Raw genomic sequence first — 898 nt, forward strand, 5'->3', positions numbered from 1 at the left:
CTTGTAAATATTCTGGGTGCTGTTGCGGCGAACCTCGCGACTGATAGTCGAGGGATGCACGCCGACCAGCTTTGCAATGCTCGYCTGGCTCTCTGCGGCGCTCAAGCCAGCCTCAATCTGGTAACGTTGTCCCTGAGTCAGCTGCCGGTAATGCGTAGTCATCTGCGCTTGAATCCTTCGGTGTGAGAGCCTGGATTCTACCGGTGGCTGGCTCTCTGCCTCTCGTTTCAAGCGTTGCGCTTATTCTATGAATTCAGGCTGTATTGCCTGTATTGCCTGTATTGCAGGAGATAGAGCGGTTTTGTAGGACAATCCAACACAACTTAGTGAACCCTCCGGATATATTATCGGAAGTGTTAACAGGTGATGTATGCGATAGGGAATCACGGGACTGTCCAGCTAGTGTCGGGTAATTATGATCTGAGTAGCCATTGTGCTTGGCACGATACATCGCCTTATCTCGGGGGCGCAGAAGATTCTTTTGTGCCAAGGGCGGCACCAACGAGGGAGTCGTTAGCGGATTTGTACTGAGTGCTCAGCGTGACCCGTCTCGGTCAGTCAGAGATGACTGGACTTTATCGGTGGGTTGAAGCAGTAACCGCCCGACGTGCCATCCATTAGCATTGGCTCGGAGTGAATCTGGGCACGCGATAACTCCGCCCACTGATCGGCATTTTGGCCTAGGTTTGTGAGACAGCCAGGGGCATCGTCGGCATGTCCGTACAGTGCTGCCGGTATGGTCCCCGCCATCATTCCGGTGCTGATTGTTGCGGCAAATCCAAGCGCCAAGAGCGTTGCAATGTAAGCGAACGGGCATTACAGGTTGCGTAACGGCAGCCAGTTATGCGGCAACAACTCGGCGATCTCACTGGCGCGCTGCGTCGGCAGCCGCATCAGC

The 898-nt window shown here is 54.5% G+C and carries 1 protein-coding gene; it reads right to left on the minus strand.

The window, feature by feature from the left end; translation table 11 throughout:
* A partial coding sequence (locus A6723_RS31145) for a helix-turn-helix domain-containing protein (protein WP_139092920.1) occupies positions 1-162 on the minus strand: 162 nt, incomplete at its 3' end.
* Between the last annotated feature and the right edge of the window lie 736 nt (positions 163-898).

This window comes from Pseudomonas sp. AU11447, assembly GCF_001672555.2.
GTDB lineage: Bacteria > Pseudomonadota > Gammaproteobacteria > Pseudomonadales > Pseudomonadaceae > Pseudomonas > Pseudomonas nitroreducens.